General features: G+C 64.6%; 16 protein-coding genes and 1 pseudogene. 8 read left to right on the top strand and 9 right to left on the bottom strand.

Annotation, left to right across the window (positions count from 1 at the left end; all coding sequences use genetic code 11):
- Positions 1-1722: 1722 nt before the first annotated feature.
- Positions 1723-2700, bottom strand: coding sequence for a hypothetical protein (locus QTI04_RS15385; RefSeq protein ID WP_286616363.1), 978 nt, complete (start codon positions 2698-2700; stop codon positions 1723-1725).
- A gap of 329 nt (positions 2701-3029) precedes the next feature.
- On the opposite strand from QTI04_RS15385, the gene QTI04_RS15380 reads away from it, so the two are divergent.
- The 3 genes from QTI04_RS15380 (at position 3030) to QTI04_RS15370 (ending at position 6995) form a co-directional block, all read left to right on the top strand.
- Positions 3030-4265 (top strand): AI-2E family transporter, encoded by a 1236-nt coding sequence (locus QTI04_RS15380; protein ID WP_286616362.1) that lies wholly within the window; start codon positions 3030-3032, stop codon positions 4263-4265.
- Between the two features lie 872 nt (positions 4266-5137).
- Positions 5138-5344: a hypothetical protein gene (locus tag QTI04_RS15375; RefSeq protein ID WP_286616361.1), complete on the top strand. Its 207-nt coding sequence runs from the start codon at positions 5138-5140 to the stop codon at positions 5342-5344.
- An 847-nt stretch (positions 5345-6191) separates the two neighbouring features.
- Positions 6192-6995 carry a DUF72 domain-containing protein gene (locus tag QTI04_RS15370; protein ID WP_286616360.1) on the top strand — a complete coding sequence of 268 codons (804 nt, stop codon included), beginning with the start codon at positions 6192-6194 and terminating at the stop codon, positions 6993-6995.
- A 63-nt stretch (positions 6996-7058) separates the two neighbouring features.
- Here the strand turns inward: QTI04_RS15370 and QTI04_RS15365 are convergent, their stop codons facing one another.
- The gene (locus QTI04_RS15365; RefSeq protein WP_286616359.1) at positions 7059-8702 is read right to left on the bottom strand and encodes a hybrid sensor histidine kinase/response regulator; all 1644 of its coding nucleotides are present in this window, start codon (positions 8700-8702) and stop codon (positions 7059-7061) included.
- A 3-nt stretch (positions 8703-8705) separates the two neighbouring features.
- Positions 8706-9176 (bottom strand): carboxymuconolactone decarboxylase family protein, encoded by a 471-nt coding sequence (locus QTI04_RS15360; protein WP_286605763.1) that lies wholly within the window; start codon positions 9174-9176, stop codon positions 8706-8708.
- A 656-nt stretch (positions 9177-9832) separates the two neighbouring features.
- On the opposite strand from QTI04_RS15360, the pseudogene QTI04_RS15355 reads away from it, so the two are divergent.
- A pseudogene (locus QTI04_RS15355) lies at positions 9833-10028 on the top strand (transposase); the annotation flags it as partial.
- A 242-nt stretch (positions 10029-10270) separates the two neighbouring features.
- A complete protein-coding gene (locus QTI04_RS15350) occupies positions 10271-10663 on the top strand; it encodes a hypothetical protein (RefSeq protein WP_286605761.1) in 393 nt (130 codons plus the stop codon).
- A 296-nt stretch (positions 10664-10959) separates the two neighbouring features.
- On the opposite strand, the gene QTI04_RS15345 is transcribed toward QTI04_RS15350, so the two are convergent.
- The 4 genes from QTI04_RS15345 to QTI04_RS15330 all read right to left on the bottom strand — a co-directional run bounded on the left by QTI04_RS15345 (position 10960) and on the right by QTI04_RS15330 (position 13035).
- Positions 10960-11415: a response regulator transcription factor gene (locus tag QTI04_RS15345; RefSeq protein ID WP_286616358.1), complete on the bottom strand. Its 456-nt coding sequence runs from the start codon at positions 11413-11415 to the stop codon at positions 10960-10962.
- A gap of 344 nt (positions 11416-11759) precedes the next feature.
- Positions 11760-12077 (bottom strand): hypothetical protein, encoded by a 318-nt coding sequence (locus QTI04_RS15340; RefSeq protein WP_286616357.1) that lies wholly within the window; start codon positions 12075-12077, stop codon positions 11760-11762.
- A gap of 110 nt (positions 12078-12187) precedes the next feature.
- Positions 12188-12586, bottom strand: coding sequence for an Hsp20/alpha crystallin family protein (locus tag QTI04_RS15335; RefSeq protein ID WP_286616356.1), 399 nt, complete (start codon positions 12584-12586; stop codon positions 12188-12190).
- Positions 12587-12600: 14 nt separating this feature from the next.
- Positions 12601-13035 carry an Hsp20/alpha crystallin family protein gene (locus QTI04_RS15330; RefSeq protein WP_286616355.1) on the bottom strand — a complete coding sequence of 145 codons (435 nt, stop codon included), beginning with the start codon at positions 13033-13035 and terminating at the stop codon, positions 12601-12603.
- 319 nt (positions 13036-13354) lie between these two features.
- Between QTI04_RS15330 and QTI04_RS15325 the strand changes: the two genes are divergently transcribed.
- The 3 genes from QTI04_RS15325 to QTI04_RS15315 all read left to right on the top strand — a co-directional run bounded on the left by QTI04_RS15325 (position 13355) and on the right by QTI04_RS15315 (position 16304).
- Complete coding sequence (locus tag QTI04_RS15325; protein ID WP_286616354.1) at positions 13355-13777, top strand: CopG family transcriptional regulator; 423 nt, start codon at positions 13355-13357, stop codon at positions 13775-13777.
- Positions 13778-13908: 131 nt separating this feature from the next.
- The gene (locus QTI04_RS15320; RefSeq protein WP_336621891.1) at positions 13909-14988 is read left to right on the top strand and encodes a PHB depolymerase family esterase; all 1080 of its coding nucleotides are present in this window, start codon (positions 13909-13911) and stop codon (positions 14986-14988) included.
- Between the two features lie 251 nt (positions 14989-15239).
- Positions 15240-16304: a YihY/virulence factor BrkB family protein gene (locus QTI04_RS15315; protein ID WP_286616352.1), complete on the top strand. Its 1065-nt coding sequence runs from the start codon at positions 15240-15242 to the stop codon at positions 16302-16304.
- A 478-nt stretch (positions 16305-16782) separates the two neighbouring features.
- Here QTI04_RS15315 and QTI04_RS15310 read toward each other — a convergent pair whose 3' ends face one another.
- The gene (locus QTI04_RS15310; RefSeq protein WP_286616351.1) at positions 16783-17535 is read right to left on the bottom strand and encodes an aspartate dehydrogenase domain-containing protein; all 753 of its coding nucleotides are present in this window, start codon (positions 17533-17535) and stop codon (positions 16783-16785) included.
- Positions 17528-20968, bottom strand: coding sequence for a molybdopterin-dependent oxidoreductase (locus QTI04_RS15305; protein ID WP_286616350.1), 3441 nt, complete (start codon positions 20966-20968; stop codon positions 17528-17530). Before QTI04_RS15305 ends, QTI04_RS15310 begins: the two co-directional genes overlap by 8 nt.
- Positions 20969-20976 lie beyond the last annotated feature (8 nt).

The following is a 20976-nucleotide window of genomic DNA, read 5'->3' as shown; positions in this document are numbered from 1 at the left end:
CCATTCGGCTGCATAGCGGGCGTCAAGGGCGACGGGGCAAGGGAGAGTGAGGCTTTCGAAGGGCTGGCCGTCAGGGTTGATCGAAACGACGATGACGCCATGCTCGGATTCGACGATCCTTCCCAGTAGAACCCCTGACGCGCCAGTCAGGCGGCCCATGGCCGGATGGTCGATTTCCGGCAAGGGATGGTTCACTTTTTTTTCTTCCGGAACAGTTCGAACATGGACTGACTCCCTTCGCTGCCGAAAAAACACTTCGAGACCTTGGCGCTCACAGATCAACGCCCGTTGCCACCGCCGCCACCACCGGGGCCGCCACCGGGGCCACCGGCACCGCCGCCCGCACCTCCACTGGCTCCGCTCCCAGTAGCACCGCTTGCGCTACCAGCGCCTGTACCGGCAGCGCCTGCGCCTGCAGCCCCGCCTGCGGCATCCCCGCGGATCCGCCACCCGGTCCATTGCCAGCGCTTGGCGAGCTGCCGCCCGGGTCTGCCGTACTGTTCGCGACAGCGAGGGCACCGGACGGGCTCGTACCCTCGGATGCCGCAGTTCCACTCGAAGCCTGGCTCGAGGCTGCGCCGGAGACCGAGGCACTAGAAGAAGAATTCGCCGCCTGCGCACCCGGCGCGGGAGCGTTCACGCACAGCGCTTCGCCAAAGCGGTTGTATGGATCGCAACGTGTCGTGCCGCCTGCTCTAAGTGCGGTGCCACTTGGAACCGCCACGATCGGCCGCGCCGCCGGTGCTGGGCTGGCGATTCGCGATGATTCCATTCGGATCGGTCGCTGGATATCGGTCGCTAACGGATCGGCGACCGCTGTCTTGCGGCCGCCTGTGACGGTGTGGGTGGCGGCGGCTTTCCTCGTCATGGTCCTGTCGCGCCGTGAGGAGCTGGTGCCTCCGCTCCGAGGCCGCCAGCGCTTGCGTCGGCGGCTCTGCGGATTGAGGTGCAATCGGCAGGCTGTCGTTCCTGGGAGGCCGGCTCTTCTGACGCCGCGACCTGCGGCTCGGCTGGCACTGGCACAGGCATCGGCGCCACTTCGACGGCCTGCGTTTCAGGCTGTGGCTGCTGCAGCGAAGGGATGGGTTCGACGCGATGTTGTCGCCACGGTGAGTGCTGTGCTCGACGTGCATCGGCTTGGGGCGAATCGCCGCGGACAGGGTCAGCCTCTGGGAATGGACCACTAATCGCGTATTGATCCTCGCGACGAGCGAAGTCCAACACCGGCCCGTTGGGTGCGTTGTTGTTGAACCCAGCGCACCGCCATCTGCTCCGCCCATCGGAGGGCCGCCCATTCAGATTGGAACCCCTGAGAGCCCTGCGCAAGCATAAGAGTCTCCGGCTCCGGCCACGGACGCAACCTTTCAAGTTGCGCACGGAATAGCCCTGGCCGTTCCTCGATCGCGCCACACAGGAACTCCTCATCGCCGTAAGCAAACACGATCCTGGACATCGACCCTCCTTGGCGAAATGAAATTGAAGCGTCGAGGCGGCGATCGCCGGGCGGGCAGGTGGGCTCTCTCGTGTGAGATTCTGCTGCAGGCAGGCTCCGCGAGCTTCGGACGCGGAAGCCTGCTGAGCCCTATGCGCCCGGGAGCCCACCCCGCGGATCTACGGGATGAGAGAGCTACCGGAAGAAAAGGGCAATCAAGATGATGATCGGAATCGGCACGCCGAGAAAAAGAAGCAGGAGCGAGCGCATGTGAATTCCTTTTCGTCAAGTTAGAGATCGCGACGATGGCCGCCGTAGGTCGCGGCATAGCTCGCCACAAACGCGCCAATCAACAACGAGATAAAGAGCCACAGGGAACCATAGGCGGAGGCCTTTCGCGCGCTATCTGCCGCCGCCTTCGCTTTGGCTGCTGCTTCGTTCAAGGCGGCTTGCGCCTTGGCGTAGATCTCGGAAACCCGCTTCTCCGCATCCTGTGGGCTAAGCCCCGTTTGTTGAGAGACCAACTGCGCTACATACGTGGAATCTGCAGGCGGCAACGCGCCGCTGCGGATGCTGTTCATGAAAATGCGGGTCACTTCAGAGGAAGCGGCTCCCGTGCCGCGCTCAGGCGAATTCACGCTGCCAACTGCTGGGGCGGCGCCGGCCGTCGCAGCGCTTCCTGATTCTTTTCGAAAGAGGGAGTCGATGAAGTAGTTGATCGGCCCGCCACCGGCGCCACTAGCGGCGCCAGATCCCGCAGCACTCGCCGCTCCAGCGGCGGTGGCTGCCGTAGCGGCCCCGGTAACAGCCGAGGCCCCAGCTTGTGCACCCGCGCCTAGGATTGACCCGATCGCTGACGTCAACAGGGCCGCTGTGATGATCGTTGCGGCACCCCATGCCAGGAAGCCGTGGGCAGTGTCGCGGAAATACACTTCATCCGTCTGGACGCCCGCCCATTTGGTTCGAAGCCGGCCGGCCAAATAGCCGCCCATGCCGGACGCGGCGATTTGCGTGAACGTGAGCCAAAGAATGGTTGCGACCCCGATCGTGGCCGCGGTCGCGCCCTCGCTCGCCCAGGGGCTGATCGAAGAAAGACCTAAGCCCGTTCCGAGGAGTAGAAGAATCAGAGAAAGCGAAGCGGCGCCCACTGCGCCAGCGAAGATCGCTCCCCATGACACTGCGCTTCCTGCTGCGAGGTTTTCAGATTGCGCCGCGGCGATCCGAGGATCTCGCGGCGTTAGTGTTGAATTGTCTCTGTAGTCCGCCATTGCAGTCCTCGTTGTGGAGCACGGAATGTCGTTCTCCTCCGCAGCGGCAATGGTCGTCCCGTCACGCGCTTTCAAGTAGTCCACATGCCTACGGCCTCGTGCGAACTCCACGGTAGCGGATAGTCGCGCTGAGGGATCGGTCGCATCTCAGCCGTTCTGGCCGACCAACCTCGTACCGAAGAACGAATCGGGCACCGCTGCAACCGCCATCCCAGTGTCGGCGCACTGTCCCACAGCGGATACGTAGGCACAGGTGCATCTTCGTGCGATGGGCAAGTCGCCGAGCATGTCGTCGCCTGCCCGCCTCCCTTATCGACTGGATTCCTTCGATGAACACCGCCAGTGTGCAGCGCACCGTCTTCTTCATCCTGCTTGCAGGAGTGACCATCGGATTCCTATGGATCCTGCAACCGTTCTTCGGCGCGGTGATGTGGGCGATCGCCTTGGCCATCCTTTTCAGTCCGTTGTACAGGAGGCTGAGCAAAGCCATGGGCCGACGCAGGTCGCTCGCGGCGTTGGTGACGCTTCTGCTGTGTACGGTGGTTGTCGTGTTGCCCCTCGCCGCTGTCGGCGCTTCCCTGGTGCAGGACATCATGGTGTTGAGCGACAAGATCCAGTCGGGACAGTTGAACTTCGCCGCCTATTTCGAGCAGATCGTCGCCGCCTTCCCACGCTGGCTGACGAATCTGATGAACCGCTTCGGCCTCGGCAACATGACGGGCATCCAGCAGCGGATCGAAGGCCTGGCGGCCCAAGGCAGTCAGTTGCTCGCAGCCCGAGCGCTCAGCGTCGGGCAGAACACGTTCGAGTTTGTCGTGAGCTTTGGGGTGATGCTCTATCTGCTCTTCTTCATGCTGCGCGACGGCACGGAGTTGTCGAAGACAGTGCGCGATGCCTTTCCTCTCGCCAAGCCCCACACGCACTACTTGCTGAACAAGTTCACGACCGTGACGCGCGCCACCATCAAGGGAAACGTCGCCGTGGCGGTCGTGCAGGGGGGACTTGGCGGCCTGGCCTTCTGGTTCCTCGGAGTGCAGGGCGCGCTCGTCTGGGGAGTCCTCATGGCGTTCCTGTCGCTGTTGCCCGCCATTGGCGCAGCCCTGATCTGGCTGCCTGTGGCGCTGTACCTGCTCGCCATCGGTTCCGTGCTCAAGGGCGTTGGTCTCATCGCGTTCTGTGTTGTGGTGATCGGCTTGATCGACAACTTGTTGCGCCCCCTTCTGGTCGGCAAGGAAACGCAGATGCCCGACTACATCGTCCTGATGTCCACCATCGGGGGCATGGCAATCTTCGGTATCAATGGTTTCGTTCTCGGCCCGGTCATTGCGGCGTTGTTCATGACAGCTTGGTCGCTGTTCGCCGACATGAGGCAAGCAGACACGGAGGCGGCCGTGGTGGACCGACGGTCCAACGCCGATCGGGTCGACGGGGGGGCGGGTGTGGCGCTCACAGTGCCTTCAGAACCCTGCACGCCGGCGATGGTGCAGGCACCTTTGACCGCTGACATGCCATTGGTGTCGCAACCCTTCAAGCTCCACCGCGTCGATCCAGTTCCGGCTGGGTGATCCGCGTGTCGGGGACGACAGGCACAACTGCGAGCAGACCTTGAACGCCATCCGGATTTCTTTAGCGCGACTCCCACCAATCGGACCGCAACCTCAGGCCCATGCGTCCTCCCACTGCTGCGCTTGGAGCATTGAACATGGAGCTTGCCATTCGCGTGTTGTGCGGCATCCCGTCACGCGCATTCACAGACATGGGCGAACTCACCAACTATCCAATAGAGGCCACACGCATCGCATGCCAGCGCGGACCTCGTGGTCGACAAGGTCCGCAGAGCTGGAGAAACGCTTCGAGTCTGTCCGCACAGGCACCGCAAAGCCCGGTGAGGCCAGCGGGTACGTGTTTCGTGGATCTGAGTTCGCGCGGCGCGCGAGCGCGAGTTGCAAGGAGCAAAAGCCTTCTAGGTGGCAGGTCACCAAAGCCAAAGCGGCTGTCGACAGCCTAGCGGCTCCGCTTCTGCGACTTCGCAGGGCCACTTGTCCAAATCGCCGCCCATGACTTGCAAGGTTCAACCGATCGCCCGCCTTAGCTTCCCCGGTAAGTCGCCTTCGCCTCCTCGGCCGCTTGGATCTCAGTCCACTGGGAGTTCCAGCGGTACCCGTGGTCCTTGATCTCATCGACACAGATCGCGATTCGGCGGATCGAGGTAGGCATGGACCACGTACACATCGAGGATCAAGGACGGCGCGCGCAAGCTGAGCTGCGAGGTTGACCGCGAATTCTCTCGTACACCCTCAACCGAGAGGTGCACCTAAGTATTACGTTCACATTCGTCGTCTTCCTCGCTCGGCTTCCGTTCTCAAGCTCCCCGCGAGTGAAACAAGACTTACACACGCGGTGGCGACACCGGCCGTGCCAGGCGTAGGATTTCCCAATGGAAACCAATCGCGACCGCATCGAGGTTTTCGCCGATCTGGCTGTGATGTCTGGCCTTCTCAAAGCCGGCGACGCAATTCCGGCCGCTGTTCAGATTTTCGCTGAAAGCGTGGTCGCTGAATGCGCGGTGCTCGGCGATGGCTACGGCAGCGAAGATGAGACGGCGGGCGACCAGATACGCGCGAGCCTCCTCACCAGAGACTAGCGGTCAGCGTCAACAACAAGGCTCATTTCAAGAAGAACCTTGGCGGTTTCCTCATCCGTGGGAATCACGTTCGTCCGGGCACCCATCCAACGCGTGCAACGGGCCCCCCTCTTTTCAAGGCAACGTAGTGTGTGAGACCGCAACGGGCGGTTCCGCAGACGCATCCCCCGAAGAATTCACTGTGGTCCACAGAATCGCCTCGCAACGCGTCCATCACTGTGCCGGCGTGGGGACGGGAAGGCGTGGCCGGGCCGAGAAGCCGAACGAAGCATCCTGCACGCAAGGAGGCACCCGAAACGACACACTCCGACAGAGGCGCGGACTTCGAATACCGCGGCTGGTCCGTTCATGTCGAAGCCACTGGCTCGAGCAGGAGTCCGGCGCATGCCGATCTGCATTACCGAGGCACGTGCAGGCTATGCATCGCGATCCCGAGCGAAGGCATGGATCCGGCCTGCATTGGCTGGGCCCTCGATTCGAGGGCCTGCAACTTCATCGATGAATGGTCGAGCGAAACGCAGCGCGACAACACGTTCGAAGAGTTGTAGGTCGATCGCTTAGCGATCACGTGCGCTGCATGTTCGACATTTCCGCAAGCCCTCCTTTTCTCTGCCTTTCCTCTCTTCCTCCTCTGCCGGTTTTGGGCGCGCGACGTCATGCCTACGCCAGGGAGGCGAGCGACGGCGCGGTAGACATGCATGCAAATGTCGAAGGACGCGAAGGCGTAGGACATAGGCGACCCGAAGTCGAGGCTGGCGCTTCGCGCAGGCGTCGGCCGCGCACGCCACAGTCGATCGGCGGCCGTCGGTCGACGAAAGGTTAGATGAACAATCCACGAGATGGATCCATGAGCGCTCACGCAACGCGCGGCGCCGGCCCTGCTGCGTCGCGTGGTCGCCGGCTCCATCTTGGTTGCGCGGGATGGAACATGCCGCCCGCCTTCGCGTCCGCGTTCGACGCGGGGCCCTCGCACCTTGCCCGATATGCCAGCCGCTTCCATGCCGTAGAGATCAACAGTTCGTTCTACCGGTCGCATCGCTGGCAGACCTACGAGCGCTGGGCAGGGAGCACGCCACCCGACTTTGCCTTCAGCGTCAAACTCCCGCAGGCCATCACACACGAGCTGCGCCTGGTTCGCGCAATGCCGGCATTCGATGTGTTCTGGGATCAGGTCCAGGGCCTCGGCGAGCGACTGCGCTGCCTGCTGGTTCAGCTCCCACCCAGCTTGGCCTTCGACTCGCGTGTGGCGGGCCGCTTCGGCGCAGCGCTGCGCCGGCGCTACGCAGGACCGGTGGCAATTGAGCCGCGTCATGTCAGCTGGTTCACGCCGGAAGTCGATGCGCTGCTCGCGAGCTGGCGCTTCGGCCGCGTGCTGGCGGACCCGGTGCGACATGAGGCGGGAACGGCACCGGGTGGATGGCCGCAGACCGTCTACCTGCGGCTGCACGGGTCGCCGCGCATGTACTGGTCACGTTACGAGGACAGCCTACTCAGCTTGCTCGCGCCGCGGCTGGCGGCGGCGGCGGCGGGCGCCGAACACTGCTGGTGCATCTTCGACAATTCCGCAGCCGGCGAGTCCGCCGGCGACGCGCTGCGGCTCAACGCGATGCTGGCAGGTGTACAGGGTGTGGAAAGCGAGGCCGCCGCCTGAGCCACTCGACACGGCGCAGCGGTCCGGAATCGATGCCGGTATCGCGGCAGTTGCGCCATACCTTCAGAAGGCCGCGCGGGCGCGAGCGCCCTGAATGTTGGCGAGCAGCTCGGACAGGCCCACGGGCTTCACCAAGTGGGCCGCGAAACCGCTCTCGGCGGATCGCTTGCGATCGCGCTCCTGGCCGTAGCCTGAAAGCGCGATCATCGCTGGCGCGCCAGAGCCTAGGCGCTTGTGCAGCTCCCGGGCGAGCTCGTAGCCATCCATGACCTGCAAGCCGATGTCCAGGACTGCGACCTCCGGAGCGAAGGCGATTGCAGAGGCGAGCGCCTCGACCGGCCCGTAGGCGACGAGCACTTCGTGACCGAAGTCTCTCAGCAACTCGCCGGTCGAGTCAGCCGCGTCCCTATTGTCATCAACCAGCAGGATTCTTCGCGGGATTCGCAATACGTCCGCCGGCGCCGGCTCACCCATCTCGGAAGCTGCCGGCGCGAGCTCCGGTGCGCGGACAGGTAGAAGCGGCAAAGCGACCCGGAACACGCTGCCGAGACCTTCGCCCTCGCTCGACGCCGAGATGGTGCCTCTGTGCAGGTTGATGAGCGCGCGGGACACCCCGAGTCCCAACCCGAGGCCGCCGGGCGCCACTTCTTTGCTACGACCACCCTGAACAAACAGCTCGAAGATGCTGCCAAGGAGTTCGGGGGCAATGCCGATGCCCTCGTCCCGCACCTCCAGCAGGGCCTCTCCGACGCCGTTCCGGAGAAGCAGCTCGACGTGTGCGCCTTTCGGGCTGTAGGCCGATGCGTTGTTGAGGAGGTTGCAGGCAACTTGGGTCAAGCGCGCCTCGTCACCGTCGACCATCACAGGGAACTCCGGCATATCCATCGTCAAATCTTGGCTCTTGCCCAACATCCGAGGCCGAGCCATCTCAGCTGCCTTCGCCGCCACGTCGCGCAGGTCGACCGCCGAGCGCCGCAAGTTGATCTTGCCGGAGGTGACGCGAGACACATCGAGCAAGTCGCCGACGAGGCGGTCGAGATGGCGCGCTTGCCGTTCAACGATTTCGACGCGTGCGAGCGTCGGGCCCGAGGGGTCGCGACGGACCAGTTCGACGGCAGCAAGGATCGGCGCCAGAGGGTTGCGCAGCTCGTGCCCCAGCATGGCCAGGAAGGTGTCTTTGGCGTCATTGGCGGCCCGCGCCTCGTCGCTCGCTGCCCGGTCGCGGGCGGCGGTCAGTGCCTGGACGGAAGCCAAATGATCGGACTGCTCGATGCGCACGAGGGCCGTTCCCAGGCCGGAGCACACGTGGTGCAAAAAGCGCAAGTCGCGATTCGAATAGGCACTCGAGCCTTCGATGCATAGCGCCCCTAGCGGCTGCGCCACATTTCCAAGGGGATAGGCGAGAGCAAACATGGGCTGGCCGGATGCGGCCGGGGAACCCGACGCCATGGCCTTTTCAGCCAGGCCGCGAGTTGGGCAAATGTGATCATGCGCCATGACGGCCAGTCCCTCGTCGCCGGAGCGCATCGAAAGCCAACGATCCGCGCCGCCAACCCGCAGGGCAAGCACGCAAGCGTCGAAGTCGAAGAGCCAGCGCATCCGCTCGCCAACGACGCGAGCAACCGCGTCGGCGTCGACGAGCCCTGCGCACTCGGAGACCAGCTCGAGCGCAAGATTCAGCCGGGTGATCTCGCGCAATTTGTCCACGACTTAGAGCTGACCGAACATCTCGTCAGGCGGCACGGCGGTGGCGTCGGCGACGATATTCGCGTAGACCGCCAGGGCGGACATGGAGATGAGCTCCATGATCTCCGACTCCCGCAAGCTGTGGGAGCGGAGATGGTCAAAGTCAAGCTTGGTCAGGGCCTGAGGTTGGCGGGCGCACTTGATGCCAAACTTGATGATGTCACGTGCCTTGACGGGATCGACGTCTTCAACGTTGGTCGACAGCTTCTCGAGCGTCTCCTCGTCGACTCCGAGCATCCGGCAGCATGCGAGGTGGGCAGCTTCGCAATACTGGCACTTGCGATCGGCGGAGATAGCAGCGAAGACCATCTCCTTCAGGGTGCGTGGAAGCGACCCGCCTACGAGTGTGTTCTGAACGAGCCCCCAGGTTCCGCTCGCCGCGGCCAGGGAGTGGCCTTGGACCTTGATGAAGTTCGGCGCGGAGGGAAATCCCATGCGACGTTGGAAGTCTAGGTAGAGTGCGCACACTTCTTCGCTAGCCTCTCGGGGTTCGACGATTTCGAGGTGGGACATGGTGGAAGAGGTGCGACTTGTTATCGGGAACCAATCGAAAGCGGCGCATGCTGCGCGGCTTGCTCAGGGCATCGAGCCCGTATGCCAGCACCTTCAGATCGCGCGGCAACGAGAGCCTCATCATGACAGCTTTGAACCGAAGCCCGTGTGTGCAGGGGCGACTTCGTCTTGTAGGCCGTGGCTTGCGGCACCGTTACGCAGGTCGGGAAGGTGTGGGAGGAGAACCCCGTTTCCCGTGGCCATGGTGCGCAGTCGCGCGGCGAGTCGCGAAGCTATTTCGCCTCCGCCGGGTGGGCGGCGTAGGCCTTGCGAACCTCTTCCAGCGCCCCTGCACTGACCTGTCCGCAACCTCCAGACCCATCGCGGTCCGGCGGAAAGCTCGGCCCGGGATCGAAGGCGAAGGCGCTCCCGACGGTTCAGCTCGATCTGCGCCGGTATCCGAGGCACAGCAGCCGCATGCCATCCGTTCCCGTCCACTGCGGTCTAAGCGCTGGCGGCGATCGGCTTCTGACGGTGGCCGCGAGGCAGCAGCTTGATCGCCGGCTTATCCACTGTGGCCACGCTTGCCTTGGCCGGAACCATGGCAGCGCGGAAGCAACGAGAACACGAATGGATTGCTCGGGCGGTACATGCCGAAGGGCATGGACATCTCCGGGTTCTCACAGCTTCAACTCAACGCGATCGCGAGACAATTGAACGAGAGGCCGCGCAAGACGCTCGGCTTCCAAACACCCGCTGTAGATGTTCGGCGAATGTGTTGCATCGACCGGTTGAATCCGCTGCCCTGCCCTGCCGTTCGACAGCGCCCGTCGTACCGCAGCTGTGCAGCAGCAGAAGGCGACCTCGAACTTGGCCCGCAAACCGGAACTGTCGGGGCCAGAAGCAGGCATTGGCAACAGCCCTTGCTCCGGCAGCAGAAATTCACTGCCGCCGCAGGGTCGAAGCCATACAAATCGATTGGCAGGACGCGGCTGGCTGGCCTACATTGGTCTTCCACCCACCACGAGGATCGCAACATGCCTATTCGCATCGCATCGCTGACCCACCGCATCGCGAGGAACGGCGCGAAGCTTCACCAGGCGACCATGGACCGCGTCCACTCGCTGGGGGCGGACCATGAGCCGTCCGAAGCCGAACAGGCGCTGGTCGAGGAGCGCCGCCTGCTCAAAGAGGAGCGTGCAAAGCGCCAAGCGCAAGCGCAGCAGCCGAGGGCGAAGGCCGTCGACAAGCTGGTGAGGACGCACCACCCTCAGGCCAAGGAGAAGCCCAAGGAACAGAAGGAGCCCAAGGAGGCCAAGAAGGCCAAGGCTGGCAAGGCCCATAGGCCCTCGCGTGCCGAGAAGCACGCTGCGCAGGCGGCAGCCCTGCAGGCAGCGAGTAGAGCGCCGAAGAAGTCGGCGAAGACCTGAGAAGGCCCTCAGGCACCGCGCGGAGCGCGGACGTGTTCTTCCGAAAACAGGCGGAGCACGAATCGCCCTGCTTCGGTGTCGCGCGGGCTCCGCACCTCCTCGCGCATGGCAAGCGCCCTTCGTCGAGCACAGGGCAAGTGGGACTGCATCCTGCCGCAAGCTGCATCGGTGACGCGAGCGCGGCGGCGCTTCGGAGCAGTCGCAAGGACCGCTGCGGGCCCTCCTGTCAGTCGTCGACTCCAGTCGACGGCAGGTGGGACAGCGGAAGCGATCCATCGTCGGTGGCGTCGACCCTGCTATCCATCTTGAACGTTGGCTCCTGCGAACGACGCGCCGCAAGGCGGGTCGTCGAAGTCCAGTAGCGAGAAGGCGTGAACCAGATCGGGCACGGAATCAACGGCCAGTCTCCGCAATGCCAACCTATGGTTCTTAATGGTGCGCTCGGCAACGCCGAGCTTTTCTGCGATGTCCCTGTTGCGATGGCCTTCCCAGACAAATCGCGCGACCACCCGTTCCTGTTGGGTCAGGGATCCATATCGTTCCTTTAGGAAGGCAATTCTGGACGCCCTGCTGTGCTGCCTGCGACCGCTCACAAGAGCCATCTCGACGGCCTCGCGCAGCACGGGTTCCGCGACGGGTTTGATCAGGAAGTCCGAGACGCCAACGTTCATCGCGGCGATGCTGTCGGCAGGGCCCGGGCGCGTCGCGAGGACGACCGCGGCGACCCCGTGGGTGGCGGCGTACGCCAGCAAGCCGGGAAGCGCCTTCAGGTTTTCGGGGACATCGGTGTTGACGAGAACGCAGCCGACCTCGGGACCCCCTTCCGGTTCTTGGGTGGCGCACGCGATGAGGTTCTCGCACCCCTAACGCGATGCCCCTCCCGATGAAGCGATCGCGAGAGCAGCCTCGGAATTGCGGTCGGACCCATCAATTGCACGATAGCCATCAGCAGTTCCAGGACAGGAAATCGATCCGGCGCAAGCGCCGGCGCCCCGCGGCCCACTGCGCCGTCGCGAGTCGAAACATCCGTCATCGGGGCGAGGTTCGCCATCAGCTGCAAGGGTTGGGCTGAGGCCGTCTTCAGTGGTCGACAGTCCTAGGAGGCGCCGCGTCTGCCGGACGAGTCCGCTCGCTTCATGGCTTGTCGCGCGCGCTGCGCGGCCAGAAGCAGCCAATTGCCCTTGGGGGTGCTTTGGCTCGGGCGGTGGTCGTCAGGGTAGTGAAACCGCATGAGCTCGTCGCGGCCCTTCGCCGTAATCGCAAGGACCCTGGCGGCGCACTCGGGGGGCTCATCCATTAGTGCAAGCACCAAGCCGGCCTCGCGCAGGATCTGGATCGCATCAATATCCTTGGCCACGTTGAACGACTTGGGAAGGGGCGTGGCAGCAATCTGCCTCAAGAATTCAACGGACATGGCATCTCCTCTTATGCTTCGAATCAGCGCGCGTAAGACTATCGCGCGCTCGCCGCGGCTCGGGTCGGCGCCACCGACAAGTTGTTGTCGGTGGCCGACCTACTTGCCGTTTACCCGTCCACGTGGATGCGCCTTGGCTGCGCATGCTCAGCTTTGGGAATCTTCAGAATCAACACGCCCTGCACGAGCTTTGCCGTCACATTGGAGGGATCCAGTTCCTGGCTCAGCCTGAACGTTCGGCGAAAGCGTCCCAAAGCCACCTCGGTATGAGTGGATTGAAGGCCCTCCGGCACCGGGAGATCGAGTTCGGCCTCGATCGTGAGCGTGTCCGCTTCGGTTTGGATCTGCAGCTTGTCCTTGGACACCCCTGGCAGGTCTGCGTGGAGCGTGATGCCCGTGCTGTCTTCCACCACGTCGACGGCTGGCGTCAGAGCCGCCGCGCTGTAAGCAGAGGTGTCCCTTGCCATCGCACCCAGGGTGCCGGGCTTTCGGGTTTCAAGGTCGTTCATGATGATGGCTCCTTTCACTGAATGGCGACGCGTCGGGGCTGGCTCGATGCGCGGCGTTGGACGGTGACTCGCAGTACGCCGTCCCGGTAAGTGGCGGTGAGCGCCTCCGGGTCGGCATCTTCCGAGAGGGCTATCACCCGACGGAACGGTCCTTCGAACCGTTCGCTGATATGAACCGCAACGTCTGCTTCGTCGCCGGGTTGCAAGGGTTCACGCTTGCCGGCAATGGTCAAGATACCTCGGTCGAGTGTGACCTCCAGAGCATCCGGGTCCAGGCCAGGGGCGAACGCATAGATCTCCAAAGTCTGGGGCGTGCCCCCGACGTTCAGGGCTGGGAAGCCGCGACCGAGGCCACGAATGGTGGGAGACGGGTCCAGGGCCTGCTGCATATCGCGCTGCAGGCGATCCATCTCGGCGAACAGGTCACGCGGGAAAAGTGATCGATACATGGCGAGTACCTCCATTCAGGTTGAACAGAGCGCCGGAGGCGTCTCCGGCGCTTCCGATCAACGAAGTAGGAACCGCGCACCAATTTTCAAGAGCGCCTACGCAACCCGCCTTATCAACGGCGCAGGTCGAAAAGTCACGACACCAGACGTGAACGCCTACCTGGCGCTGGGCGAGCCGCGGGGCCCTACTGCGGCACGGAAGTACTCAGTCGCGCGTTGCCTCGCTTCTGAGCTCGCTCGCCGCGAGCCTGGCCAGAATTAGGTGTCCAGCCCAAAACCATCCTGACACCATCCCATTGGATGGTGCTAGGATGGCGGCATGACTTCAAACACTGTCGTTCGGCTTCCCACCAAGGTAGCCGACTCCGAAAAGATCACCATCAACCTGGGCTTTGTCGATCTCGGTCACATCGACCTCCTGGTCGCCGAGAGCTTCTACGCGAATCGGACGGATTTCATCCGCACCGCCATTCGCAACCAGCTGGCCGCACACGGCCATGCCCTCAAGCAGGCAGTTGCCCGAAAGCTGCTGGTGCTCGGCCTCCAACACTTCTCCGCGGCCGATCTCGAAGCCGCACGAGCTTCGGGGCAGAAGCTGCAGATCCGTGTGCTCGGTCTCGCAAGCTTCGGTCACGACGTGACCCCCGAATTGGCCTTGGCTGCCATCGAATCCATCACTGTGCTCGGAGCGCTGCAGGCAAGCAGCGCTGTCAAGACTGCGCTCGCCGGCCGAATTCACTAAACCCACGAAAGAACCTCATGAACGATTTGCTCCAACAACTGATGATCAAGGCGACTGAACTGACCCGAAATGGGCAACTCCAGGAGGCGACGCAAGCGATCCAGCGCGCCCTGCGGGGAGGCGCTTCCGAAGTGTTCGGTGTCAGCGACCCTGCGACACCTCCGCCCGCTGCGCGCGCCTCGATGCCGTCGGGCGAAGCCTTGGTACTCGACGGTCTGACTCGAGTGATCGACCCGCCTCCCGAGATCGTGGAGCAGACCCAGCCCGACAGCCAGTCCGGCGGCGTGGTGGAAGAAAAGGTCGACCCGCATTCGGTCGAAGTTGATAGCCCTCATGAAGAACGGTGGATCGACGGCAGCTTCACGCACCAAGGGCGCACGCTGGCGTACAAGCTCTATCTGCCGCCCGGCGCAACCGGCACAGTCGCGCCACGCCCCATGGTGCTGATGCTGCACGGCTGCACACAGGGCGCTGCCGACTTCGCGGCGGGCACGCAGATGAATGCCCTAGCGCGCGACCTTGGGGTCGTCGTGCTCTATCCCGAGCAAACCCAGCATGCCAACGCACAGAAATGCTGGAACTGGTTCAAGCCACAACATCAGCAGCGCGGACGGGGCGAGCCCGCAGTGCTGGCGGCCCTGGCGCAATCGATCACGGCTGAGCATCACGTTGACGCGGCGCGCGTCTTCGTGGCGGGACTGTCTGCTGGAGGGGCCATGGCGGACATCGTCGGGCGCTGCTATCCGGACGTGTTCGCTGCTGTCGGGGTCCATTCGGGCTTGCCCAGTGGCTCAGCGAAAGATGTCATGACCGCACTTGCCGCCATGCGCAGCGGCAGCGCCTCGGCGCCCGCCGGGGGATCCAGCGGTTCAGTGCCTCCGACCATCGTCTTCCACGGCGATGCGGATGCCACGGTGCACGTCAGCAATGGCGCCGCGATCATCGAATCGGCCCGCCTGACGACCGGGCAGGCAACTGGAAGGATGCCGTCCGCGCGCACCGCGGAGGGGCATTCCGGCAAGGGGCAACGCTACACCCGCACGGTCTACGCCGACGAGGCCGGGCGAAGCACAGCCGAATATTGGCAGTTGCACAACGCGGGGCACGCCTGGTCGGGCGGTAGCTCGCGAGGAAGCTACACCAACCCCGCCGGTGCTGATGCGAGCGCCGAGATGCTGCGATTCTTTTTGGCGCATCCTTTGCGGGCCTGAATAAATCAGCCGACCACTGCAACCGCCGGGGTTCGGTCGGCGCGCAGTCCCACACCGGATGGGTGTGAGCGGAAGCATCTTCGCTTTGAGCGAGCGATCAACCGCATGGTGCCTGCGATCACCTTTGCAACCCGCCCGGATCCCGTCGGCGTATACCACCATGCGCAGCGCGGCATTCGCCCGCTGACCAGGCATCTCGAAAGTTCTGAATGAAGCTATCCCAATGGGCCGGTATCTGCAAGAAGGCGGTGGTGGCGTGGTCCGACGACTTCGCACCGAGCATGGGCGCAGCCATCTCCTACTACACGATGTTCTCGCTCGCGCCATTGCTGGTACTTGTGATTGCGGTGGCTGGTCTGGCCTTCGGTGCGGAAGCCGTCCAGGGGCAGATCGCGAGCCAGCTGTCCGGCATGGTCGGCGAGGAATCCGCCAGGGCGGTGCAGGGAATGGTCAAGAGCGCCGCCATCAGTGGCGATGGAATTCTGGCCGCCGCGATAAGCATTGCGGTATTGGTGATCGGTGCGACGAGCGTATTCGGTGAACTTCAAAGTGCCCTGGACCGCATCTGGCATGTGCCTGAATCGCAGAAGCCCAGTGGCATCTGGGGCATCCTGAGGGCGCGCGTCTTCTCGTTCGGACTGATCCTCGGCCTCGCCTTCCTCCTGATGGTGTCGCTGTTGGTCAGCACCGGCCTCGCGGCGTTCGGCAACTTCATCGGAGGACTGGTGCCGGGGCAGGAGATCCTCCTGCAGGCCCTGAACATGGTGGTGTCGATTGGTGTGACCACGGTCCTCTTTGCGATGATCTTCAAGTTCATGCCAACGACAAAAGTCGAATGGCGCGACGTCTGGATGGGCGCGATCGTCACCGCTGTGCTGTTCGAAATCGGCAAGGCTCTGATCGGCCTGTACTTGGGCAAGAGCGGCATGGCGAACTCATTCGCGGGCGCCGGGTCGTTGGTGTTGCTGCTCGCCTGGGTCTACTATGCAGCGCAGATATTTCTCCTGGGCGCAGAGTTCACCAAGGTCTATGCGATGGAGCATGGATCGGCAGCCTCCGGACCGACTGCACCGGAATCACGGGTTGAAGCAGAAGCGAAGCGACTTCCATCGGCACCGCTGCCCGATTACGCGGGCTTGGCACGTTCCGCCGAGATGCAGCAAGAAGTTGACCTCCGCGTGTCCAGAGCCTTCTCCGCTCTTCTCCCCAAGCTCGCCGCATTGGGTGTCATGACCGCCCTCGGTGTCTTCGCGGACAAGCGCATGAAGGCCATGCAAAAACAACGTCGGGCGACCGCCAGCGGGTTGAAGTCCTGAGCTCGCGCCGGGCCGACCGACCTCGCGCGGGTCGCGCGTGCATCGGGCCCGATAGGGGTGCGGTATGGTGCTAACGCGAGAAATGCATCGAACACCTACATGCGCTGCATGAGTCATATGAGTAGTGCGGGCACTCGTCCACGAACAAGGGTCTTGGCGAGGTCGAGCGGCCCTCTCTCCGGAACGGCGTCGATTCGTCTGCATGAAGCACTCGACGGCGCTGGTCTCCCTCGATGCGCATGGACCGAACGGCATTGAGGGACAGCAATCAGTCTGTTTGTGGCCTACGAACCCGTCGACTTTCCCATGGGGCGCCTCGGCCTACGAATGCCGACCGCCCACGCAGCTACCCACGAATCCAAACCTTGGACTCGGCTGCGTGACGACGGGGAGCGAGGCGCGCTCAGAAGCTGGCGGCACCGCGTATCAAGTGTCCGCTCCTGAGCCATCTCCCACCATCCAAACGCGAACAGCTGACTCAGCCGCTCCAGATCGACCGCGACTCGGCGCGCAAGGCGGCGATCAGGCAGGCCGCAACGGGGTGAACGCCGGGGCCGCGCAGCGGCTCGACCGACGCATGCACGATGCCGAAGCAACTTGTGATGCTCAGTGTCAGACGGTGTCGCGGCACCGGACCCGGGTGGTAGACATTGATTTGCGCCCTATCAAGGCCAGGGCCGGCCAGCGCGGCGGCCGCGGCCACGTTGACGCTGTCGGGGAAGCGCATGGCAGCCTCGCGGACGCTGCCCGAGAACACCAGCGCGCGTGGGCCCGGCCCCGGCAGCAGGTCGATGTCGAGCCGTAGCTCGGCCGCCGGGTCCACCGAGGCCATGGCGACGCCGTCGAGGCCCGCGATGGCGCCCGGCATCACCCGCAGGCGATGGCCGGTCCGGACGCCGGCAACGTGCAACGCATCGAACAGCGTGACATCGGCGAGCGCCGCGGCACTGACGGTCCATACATCGGCCAACCGCAGCGCCCGTTCGCCGTGAGCAGCCAGCGCAGACGGGCCGGCCGCTTCGATGATCAGGTCGAAGGGCTTGCTGAAGAAAGCATCCGCATCGTCAGTGCTCCATACGGAGCCGCGCTGCCGCGATCGGCGCGCGAGCACACCGGCGACAGTCCAGCCCGGCAGGCCACCGTCGTTCCAACAATCGATGACGGGCGATGCTATGCGGCCGAACCCGATCATGCCGAGACGCCGTTCGGGCTGCGGTTTGTATTCAGGCATCGATGACCACGTCACTCAGGGGGGTGGCGACGCAGCTCAGGCAGGTGCCCTCCTCCGCGAGCTCGACGTCGACAGGATGCTGAATGAGTCCAGAGACTACGCGCAGCATGCAGCTCTCGCATTGGCCGACACGGCAGCCACGGGGCAACGACAGGCCGTGCCGCGCTGCCAGGTCGAGCAGACTGCCGTCGACCGCCGTCCACTGCACGGTCAGACCGGTGCGCATGAAGGAAACGTCGAAGGGTCCGGCCAGCGCATCGAGCAGGATGGACGGCTGAAAGCTTTCTTGGAAGATCGCGAAGCGCTGCACGCCGCGAGCCAGCAGGTCGGCTTTCATGCTGCTCATCATCGCTTCGGGACCGCACATGTAAAAGCGGGCTTGCTGCTCGATCAACGACGGCGGCACCAGGTACGCACCAATGCGGCCTGCATGCTCGAAATCGCGCCCTGCCAGATCCACCTCGCGCGGCCGGCTGTAGACATTGACGATGCGCAGGTTCGGCAGTAGTTCTGCCAACGCGGCCAGGCGGGACGCAAAGGCGTGGTTTGCGCCGTCGCGGCTGCCGTAGAGGAGCACGATCGGTGACTGCGGCGGAACCCCGCTTGCCGCCAGCGTCTCCAGCATCGAAAGAAACGGCGTGATGCCAATGCCAGCCGCCACCAGCACCACCGGCACCGAATGCGCCAATGGGAGCAGGAAGCGGCCGCGCGGTGTCTGGAGCGCCACGGTCACCGACGCGGCGGTACCGTCGGCGAGCGCGTCGTGCAGGCGCACCGACAACCCGTCATTCAGCGAATTGCGTTTGACCCCGATGCGATAGCTGCGCACCCCGTCCACGTTTGCTGCACCGATGAGGGAATAGCTGCGCTCGAGCCGCAGAGGCCCGGTCTCGAAGACCAATGGCACATGCTGCCCTGGGAGGTACCCAGGCAACGGGCTGTCGTCCTGCGGTGTGAGCTCGAGCTCAAGCACATCGCCCCCCGTGCGCCCGATCGCCCGTGCTTCGAAGACCTTCCAGCCCGTCCAGGCGCGGCCCCGAACGGAGCGGTCCGCCTCGATTTGGCACGGGAATGCACGCAGCGCAATGGAGCCCGATAGCGCATCCATGTGCTCCGTGCTGACGAGCGCGTTGAAATGGCTGTGACCATGAGCCAGCGGATCGCCGCCTGTAAGGCCCAGGTCTTCGCAGGCCTGCCACCAGCCGAAGCTGGCCATGACCACGCGGGGCTCCAGCGCTTCGTCGAATCGGACGCGAAAGCGCGCCTGGCCGTTGCGCGTGCGCACCAAGAACCAGTCGCCCTCGGCCAAGCCGCGCACAGCCGCCAGCGCCGGATGCAGGCGCGCATGTGGCTCGGGCTCTCGCCGGCGAAGCGACGCAAGGCCGCGATGCTGGCTCTGGCAGTAGTAGCCGCTCTTGGCACAACTCAGCGTGAGCGGAAAGTCCTGCAACTCTCGGGCGTCAAGCGCCACCGTACGAAGCGGCTCCCGCGCGTGCGGCACCGCGGGGTACCCATTGGCCCGCAATTGCGACGAATAGAACTCGATGCGACGACTCGGCGTCGCGAAGCCGCGCACCGACCCGTCGGCCAGCGCCTCGGCGTATTTGCGCGGCGGCTGCGCCACCGGCACCCGGATGCCTTCGGGCCGGCTCCGCAGCTGCGCGGTCGTGAGGCCGATCGGCGAGAGCATGTGGTCCCAGGCGCGCTCGATGTCGCCGTCGAAGAACTGCGCACCGAGACCCAGGCGCGTGGCCAGGGCGAACACGATCTCGAGGTCCGAACGCGCCTCGTTGCCGCTGTCCTGCGCAACGATCGGCTGGCGCAACTGGATCAACTCCTCGGCCGCACCGTCGATCTCGAACCCGACGCGCATCCCTTCGCGTTCCCACGGCGTGTTGACCGGCAGCAAGTAGTCCGCATGGCGACCGGTCGGCGTCTCGAACAGGTCGCAATGGACCTGGAACTCCAGCGCCTGCAAGGCGGCGCGGGAACGAGGCGTATCGGCTTGCGACATCAGCAGGTTGGCGCCGAAGCCGACCAGCGCCCGCACCCGGTACGGCTGACCGGTCAGCACGGCATCGTGGAAGTCGCGTCCCAATGTCCAGCCGTAGGCCGGCGGCCCGAGCGGACGCTCGGCGAGTCCCAGCGCAAGGCGCGCCTGTGCGTCCGGCAGCAACGAGCGGTCGTTGGCACGGTTGACGGGCTGTCGCTCCAGCAGCAGGTTGCCACCCGGCGCATCGATGCTGCCGGTGAGTGCATACAGCAGCGCGATGGCGCGGTCCGTCTGCGTGGCGTTGATGTGCTGGCTGATGCCGGTCCAGCAGAAATAACTGATCCGACGCGCCTTGCCGATGGCCGCGATGGCTGCATCGACCTGCGCGGCAGGAATGCCGGTCACCTGCTCGACGTGCTCGGGCGTGTAGTCGCTGCAGGCGGCCGCATAGTGCTCGAAGGCGGGGCTGCAGCCGAGCGGACCGATGGGCGACGGCACCTCGAAGCGGCCGCGCAAGGCAAGCTGCTGCGCCAGATCGCCCGGCAGTGCTGCAGCGGTGTCGATCGGGACCGTGCATCGGTGGGCGAGGCTCCATCCGAGCGGCAGGTCGGTCGGCGCCGAGGGGTTCAGGTCGCGCTCGGTCAGGATGGCGCCGTTGTCCTCGCGCACGAGAAGTGGCGCATTGCTCCACTTCCGCACGAAATCATCGTCGTAAAGGCCGCCTTCGATCAGGCCGCGCGCAAGGCCGAGCGCCAGCGCGGCGTCGGTGCCAGGCTGCAGGCGCAGCCAGAGGTCGGCGTCGCGCGCGTGACGCGTGCGCGCCGGGTCGATCACCAGCAGTTGTGCGCCGCGCGCGCGCGCCGCAGCAACGGCATTCGCCTGCGCCAGCCAGACGTTGCCCGGGTTGAAGCCCCAGAGCAGGATCAGGTCCGAGCGCGCGTAATCGGGCATGCCGATGCCGGCGCCGAACGTGAAGGCGTGCGTGTAGTCGCGGTGCCAGTTGCAGATCTCAACGCCTGTGAGGAAATTCGGACTACCGAAGGCGAAGATCAGGCGCTCGATCCAGTCGAGGCTGTCGGACAGCGCAGTGGCACCGGGCGATGCGCTCGAGAAGGCAACAGCGTGGGCGCCGCTCTCGCGCTTGATGGCGTCGAGCCGCGCGGCGATGTCGGCCAGCGCATCGTCCCATGAGACCTCGACCCAGCCCGGCTCGTCATCGCCTCGTGGCCGCGTGCGCTTGAGGGGCTTGCGCAGGCGCTGCGGGTGGTACACCAACTCCGGAGCCGCGCGACCCTTGGCGCACAGCGCGCCGCCGGTTGGATGCTCTGCCCACGGCTCCACGCCCACCAGCTGTCCATCCTGCACCAGGTACTGCGCGCCGCAACGCGACCGACACAGCGCACAGAAGCCGACCTTGCGTTGGAGCGTGGCCTCAGTCACACGGAGCC

The organism is Variovorax sp. J22R115 (genome assembly GCF_030317005.1).
In the GTDB taxonomy this organism is placed as follows: domain Bacteria; phylum Pseudomonadota; class Gammaproteobacteria; order Burkholderiales; family Burkholderiaceae_C; genus Variovorax.
The sequence above is the reverse complement of the archived record's forward strand: the minus strand, read 5'-3'. Positions and strand labels throughout refer to the sequence as shown.

Coding starts and splice junctions, on each gene's coding strand:
- QTI04_RS15335 (WP_286616356.1), bottom strand. CDS start 12,586: ATGAACGACCTTGAAACCCGAAAGCCCGGCACCCTGGGTGCGATGGCA.
- QTI04_RS15360 (WP_286605763.1), bottom strand. CDS start 9,176: ATGGGATTTCCCTCCGCGCCGAACTTCATCAAGGTCCAAGGCCACTCC.
- QTI04_RS15380 (WP_286616362.1), top strand. CDS start 3,030: ATGAACACCGCCAGTGTGCAGCGCACCGTCTTCTTCATCCTGCTTGCA.
- QTI04_RS15375 (WP_286616361.1), top strand. CDS start 5,138: ATGGAAACCAATCGCGACCGCATCGAGGTTTTCGCCGATCTGGCTGTG.
- QTI04_RS15325 (WP_286616354.1), top strand. CDS start 13,355: ATGACTTCAAACACTGTCGTTCGGCTTCCCACCAAGGTAGCCGACTCC.
- QTI04_RS15310 (WP_286616351.1), bottom strand. CDS start 17,535: ATGCCTGAATACAAACCGCAGCCCGAACGGCGTCTCGGCATGATCGGG.
- QTI04_RS15350 (WP_286605761.1), top strand. CDS start 10,271: ATGCCTATTCGCATCGCATCGCTGACCCACCGCATCGCGAGGAACGGC.
- QTI04_RS15385 (WP_286616363.1), bottom strand. CDS start 2,700: ATGGCGGACTACAGAGACAATTCAACACTAACGCCGCGAGATCCTCGG.
- QTI04_RS15330 (WP_286616355.1), bottom strand. CDS start 13,035: ATGTATCGATCACTTTTCCCGCGTGACCTGTTCGCCGAGATGGATCGC.
- QTI04_RS15340 (WP_286616357.1), bottom strand. CDS start 12,077: ATGTCCGTTGAATTCTTGAGGCAGATTGCTGCCACGCCCCTTCCCAAG.
- QTI04_RS15370 (WP_286616360.1), top strand. CDS start 6,192: ATGAGCGCTCACGCAACGCGCGGCGCCGGCCCTGCTGCGTCGCGTGGT.